General features: G+C 61.9%; 6 protein-coding genes. 3 read left to right on the forward strand and 3 right to left on the reverse strand.

Annotated features, from left to right (window positions below; translation table 11 throughout):
• Both VNZ93_RS23875 and VNZ93_RS23880 read left to right on the forward strand, forming a co-directional pair.
• A partial coding sequence (locus tag VNZ93_RS23875) for a hypothetical protein (RefSeq protein WP_325711399.1) occupies positions 1 to 295 on the forward strand: 295 nt, incomplete at its 5' end.
• Between the two features lie 40 nt (positions 296 to 335).
• Positions 336 to 1,202: a Clp protease N-terminal domain-containing protein gene (locus tag VNZ93_RS23880; protein ID WP_325711402.1), complete on the forward strand. Its 867-nt coding sequence runs from the start codon at positions 336 to 338 to the stop codon at positions 1,200 to 1,202.
• Between the two features lie 45 nt (positions 1,203 to 1,247).
• On the opposite strand, the gene VNZ93_RS23885 is transcribed toward VNZ93_RS23880, so the two are convergent.
• Genes VNZ93_RS23885 through exbB form a run of 3 tightly spaced genes read right to left on the reverse strand, consistent with a single transcriptional unit; the run spans position 1,248 to position 3,193 of the window.
• The gene (locus tag VNZ93_RS23885; protein WP_325711405.1) at positions 1,248 to 2,039 is read right to left on the reverse strand and encodes an energy transducer TonB; all 792 of its coding nucleotides are present in this window, start codon (positions 2,037 to 2,039) and stop codon (positions 1,248 to 1,250) included.
• Complete coding sequence (gene exbD, locus VNZ93_RS23890; protein ID WP_325711408.1) at positions 2,036 to 2,461, reverse strand: TonB system transport protein ExbD; 426 nt, start codon at positions 2,459 to 2,461, stop codon at positions 2,036 to 2,038. The genes VNZ93_RS23885 and exbD overlap by 4 nt, the downstream gene beginning before the upstream one ends.
• Positions 2,462 to 2,464: 3 nt before the next feature.
• Positions 2,465 to 3,193, reverse strand: a complete 729-nt coding sequence (gene exbB, locus VNZ93_RS23895) for a tonB-system energizer ExbB (protein WP_325711411.1) — start codon at positions 3,191 to 3,193, stop codon at positions 2,465 to 2,467.
• 647 nt (positions 3,194 to 3,840) lie between these two features.
• Here exbB and VNZ93_RS23900 point away from each other — a divergent pair.
• On the forward strand, positions 3,841 to 4,885 hold a 1,045-nt coding region (locus VNZ93_RS23900), incomplete at its 3' end, for a TonB-dependent receptor (RefSeq protein ID WP_325711413.1).

The raw sequence follows: 4,885 nt of genomic DNA on the forward strand, positions 1-4,885 counted from the left end.
CGCCGCGAACGTGGCCCCGCGCGACAGCGACAATCCTGTTCACGCCCCTGTTCACGCCGATGTTGAGGCTCCTGCGACGGCCATGGCGGCCGCGACGGAGGACGAGCGATTGCCCGTCCGGCCGGATTTCACTCAGCCAGAGGCGAGGCCGGTGCCGTCGCTTGCGGACAGCGTTGCGCAATTGATGGCCCAATCCGTGTCGCCGCCTTCGCGCGAGCCGCAAGGGACTTCTTACGGTCACGCGACCGAAGACGGCGGCGACCGGCATGCGTCGCAGGCCGAACGCGCTGCGTAACTGCGTCTCAAATGCGGTGAGGCCATGAGGGGAGGCGGCAATGAACACCTATCAATCGCCGTATATCGACGGGCAGGTTGTCGAGCCGGAGAGCGTTGGCAATCGTGGAAGCGACGCGCTGCCGGTCCCGCATGCAGACGCGAAGATCAGCGGTTGCACCAAGTCCGCGTCGGACTGCCTGCACAAGACGACAAAGCTCGCGCGCGAGTTCAACCACGGGACCGTGTCCGCAGCACACCTGATCCTCGCGATGACGCTCATTCCGAACGCGAGCCGTCAGTTCGAGCTACGCAAGATGGACATCGACCGTGCGTTTCGTGCGGCCATGCTCGCGCTGATGGACGTTGAACGAGGCTCGTCCGGCGGCGCTCTGCCGAGCCTCTCCGAGGAGTTCAACGCGATTGTCACGCTTGCTCAGGATCTCGCGCGCAATCGGGACAATCAGGAAGTCTCTGTGGACGATCTGCTGACCGCGCTGGATCGCTTGCCTGCGGATTCGTCCGCTGCGCAACTGATACGCGGCGAAAGGCGGCACGGCGCGTCGACGCTCGATATCGAAAGGGCCCTCGATCAGGTGTCCCTTTCGGTCAATCAACAATCGCAGGATCTGCGGCGCTCGATCGACATGCTGCGGCTTGAACTGCCTGGTGAGGATTTCGTGCGGTTGAAGAGCTATCTGGAGCAGCGAGACGGCACATTGGAGCAGATGATCAGGGCCGGTTTCACGGACCTCGTGAATCGGCTCGCAACGCCGGCGCCGCAATCGCCCGAGCCTGCGCTGAGTCCGCCCGCAACTCGCCCGTCGGAGGAGGATTCGCTCTGGGGAAAAATCTTCGGGAAGAAATCCTTCGAGACCGCTCCGCCCGCGGCGGAACAGGTGTCCGCCCAGAACCGATGGGGTCTCTGATCGGAGTTGATGCTACAGGCGCCGCAAGCGGTTCCGCGGACGCGGTCAGCGGAACCGTATCGCCTGAACGAACACCTCCTCGTCCTGCGTCACGATAGGAGGAAAGGGCGGCATGGGCTGGGCTCGCGCGATCAGGGCCAAGGCCTCGTCGTCGACTGCAGATGATCCGGAAGAGCGGACAATGTTGCGCGACACGACCTTGCCGCTGCGGCTGACGGTGAAAGTCACGACCGCGGTCCCGCGTGCCTTCGCCGGTCGCTTGAAGCGCTGAAGATGTGCGCTGAGCGTCGAAGCGTAATTGGCCATCGCATTGCGTGAGGCTGTCGTGCCGGCCTGCGGTGCAACCGGCTTTTCGGCGCGCTTCTCGACCTTCGGATTCGAGGTCGGCTGTCTGACCGACTGCACCTGTTGCGGGCTCGGATTCTCGACGGGCTCCGGCGGCTTGGGCTGCGGGACGTCCTGCTTCTCGACGACTTCTTCCTTCTTCGGCGGAAGGACGATGTCGGGTTCGGGCGTCGGTACGGGCGGCAGTTCGATCACGGGCTCTTCAGCAGCCTGCTGCTTCACTTCAGGCTGAAGTGTTGCCTGGGAATCGAACGTTTCGGGTCCGGGCGCCAGATCGGATTCGGTTTCGGGGGCGGCGGCTTCCGGTGCGAACTCGATCATCAGCGCGGGCACGTCGGCTCCGGTGATGCCGGCTTCGGGTTGCACGTACAAATAGAGCGCAGCGAGGACGGCATGCGCGCAGATCACGAATGCGATCGCTGCCACCCATCGCCCCAGATGGAGTTCATCGTCATGGTCGAGCCCCGCGACCCATGCGATCGCAGCGTTCATTTGCGCTCGTCTCGCGCTTCCAGTCCGACGAGGCCTATTTTCGGGTACCCGACCGACCTCAGCATGTTCATTACCTCCATGACGTCGCCGTAGCTGACCGCCCGGTCGGCGCGCACGAAGATGCGTTCGTCCCGCTTGCCTTTGGTCGCCGTGCTGAGCGCGACCGGAAGACTCTCTCGCGTAATCATTTCTTCACCGATCGCGAGCGACCGATCGGATTTGATGGTCAGGAATACGGGCTTGTCGGGCCTGCGCGTCCGCTCTGCCGTCGAGCTTGGAAGTTCGACGGGAATGTCGACGGTTGCCAGCGGCGCCGCCACCATGAAGATGATCAGGAGAACGAGAATGACGTCGATGAAGGGCGTGACGTTGATGTCATGGGTTTCGACGTCATCGTCATCCTTTGCGAAATGAACGGCCATCGATCACTCCGCGGCCTGGCGCAGCGGAAGTCCGGCGCGATCGAGATCACGCGAGGCGAGGCGCAGCACGTTAGCCGAGGCATTGCCGAGAATCAGTTTGTAGCCGCCGATCGACCGCGTGAACATGTTGTAGATCACGACGGCAGGGATCGCTGCGACCAGACCGATGGCCGTGGCAAGAAGGGCCTCGGCAATGCCGGGCGCAACGACGGCAAGGCTGGTCGAGTGCGCCTTCGAGATGCCGATGAAGCTGTTCATGATGCCCCATACGGTGCCGAACAATCCGACGAACGGCGAAATCGCACCGATCGTCGCAAGAATGCCCATTCCGTTGCCGATACGCCGGCTCGCCGTCGCTTCGACACGTTCAAGCTGCCAGACGATTCGTTCTTTCACGCCGTCCTTCGGCAAGGCTCGAGATAGCTCGAGTTCATGGGCTGCCGCACGCACCAGCCTCGCGACCGGATCCTTCTCCTTGTTGAAGTGCCGCTCGGCCTCGTCGAGCGAGGCAGCGCGTTCCAGCCAGCGGTTTTTCTGACGGGCACGACGCTTTTCGAATCGCAATTCGAGGCTCTTGGCGAACCAGATCGTCCAGGTGACCATCGACGCGAATGCCAGCCCCAGCATGACGGCTTTCACCACGATGTCGGCATCGAGGAACATCTGCCAGGGCGTCAGATCGTGCGGCAGCATTTGAGCGGGGATGGTGCCGGGCTTTTGCGATTGGCTCATTGCTGGTTCGGATCCGGAGATCGCCGGCGTCTCATTCGCGGGAGTTTCCGCCGAGGGCGCATTTGCAGGCGAGGGCGTCGCGGCGGCGTTGGGCACAGGAGCAGACGGTGCTGAAGTCACGGGGGCGGCAGCCGCACTGGAGGCCGCCGCTGGTTGCTGCTCGGCGGGCACTTGCGCAATCGCTAAAAAGTGCGGGGCAGACAACATCAATGACAGCGCCGCCGCTGTGAGCGATCGAAAATGCAAATTCATGTCGTGTCCTTCGCGCGGCGTCGCCGCGCGGTGATTGTGATGCGGCGCAAGTGACATGGCCGCGATGCGCTCCCACTGTTCAATGACGAATCAGAAAGAGAAATCAACAGCGATAGTTTTTAGTTTTTCCAATGAGAGTCTGAATTGAGCGGCTCATGCCGCGAAGCGATTGGTGATGCTCGCAATCGAGCCGTAGTTGCGAGTCGCTCTAATTCGAGAATGAGCAGGTATTCCTGAATCTCATTTCTCGCCGGATCGCGATTCCCGTTAGCTAAACCACTGAACTATAACAAGTTTTGACTGGTTCTAAGCAGGGGGCTTTTGGGGACATGACTGGGGTGATGAGAGAGGCGGCGTCAGCACGAAACGGATGCAGTGAGTTCGATGCAACGCATGTGCTTTCGCTTCGTGATGCGCGGCATGTCGGTATTCGTTCGAGCGCGCGCAAGCCTGCAGTTCACGCTGCGATTGGACTCGCTTCTGCTTTCCTTGCCACCAATGCAATTGCGCAACAAACGCTGCCGCAGATCGACGTGCAACGCGGCGGCGGAACGGGACGCGCCGTTACACGCACTCCGCCGGTCGAAGCACCGACCGAGCCAGCGCAGGTCCAGCAATCCGGTGCATTCGAAGGCGGCCCCGCGAACACGCTGCAGACGTCAACCGGCCTCGGTCGACTTCCTGGCACGGTCATGGACACGCCTCAGATCGTCAACGTCGTCACCGAACGGACGATGCGGGAACAGGGTGTCACCACGATCGATCAAGCTCTGCGCAACGTACCCGGCGTGACCGCAAGCTCTGGCGAGGGCGGCGGCGGTCAGAACGGCGACCAGTTCCGCATCCGCGGTTTCCAGGCCAAGAGTGACGTCTATGTCGATGGCCTGCGCGACTTCGGCAGCTACATCCGCGACTCGTTCGCAACCGAACAGGTTCAGGTGTTCAAAGGCCCGTCTTCCGAAAGCTTCGGCTACGGCACGACCGGCGGCGCCATCAACCTCGAGCAGAAGAAGGCAAAGCTCGGAAGCTTTGTGGATGTCGAGGGTCTCGTCGGCACCGGTCCGTATGGTCGTAGCGTCGTCGACATCAATCAGCAGATCGGACAGACCTCTGCGATGCGTATCGTAGGTATGGTCCACGATCAGGACATCGTCGGTCGGGACAATCTGTTCAGCGACCGTTGGGGTGTCCTTGCTTCGCTCGGTCTCGGTCTCGGCACCAAGACGACACTGACGCTCAACTACCTGCATCAGAGTGGCCATCGCAGGCCGGATATGGGCACGCCGATCGTGCAGCATACGCTTAACGGTAGCCCTATCGGGAAGCCGTTGCCGGAATACGGGGTGCCGCGCGAGCTGTTCTATGGCGTGCAAACCGACAATGACCGCACCAGCGTCGATATGTTCACTGCCCGGTTCAAGTCGGAAGTGACGGACTGGC

Origin of the sequence: Pseudorhodoplanes sp. (genome assembly GCF_035565795.1) — a bacterium.
Taxonomy (GTDB): domain Bacteria; phylum Pseudomonadota; class Alphaproteobacteria; order Rhizobiales; family Xanthobacteraceae; genus Pseudorhodoplanes.

Coding starts and splice junctions, on each gene's coding strand:
- exbD (WP_325711408.1), bottom strand. CDS start 2,461: ATGGCCGTTCATTTCGCAAAGGATGACGATGACGTCGAAACCCATGAC.
- VNZ93_RS23880 (WP_325711402.1), top strand. CDS start 336: ATGAACACCTATCAATCGCCGTATATCGACGGGCAGGTTGTCGAGCCG.
- exbB (WP_325711411.1), bottom strand. CDS start 3,193: ATGAGCCAATCGCAAAAGCCCGGCACCATCCCCGCTCAAATGCTGCCG.
- VNZ93_RS23885 (WP_325711405.1), bottom strand. CDS start 2,039: ATGAACGCTGCGATCGCATGGGTCGCGGGGCTCGACCATGACGATGAA.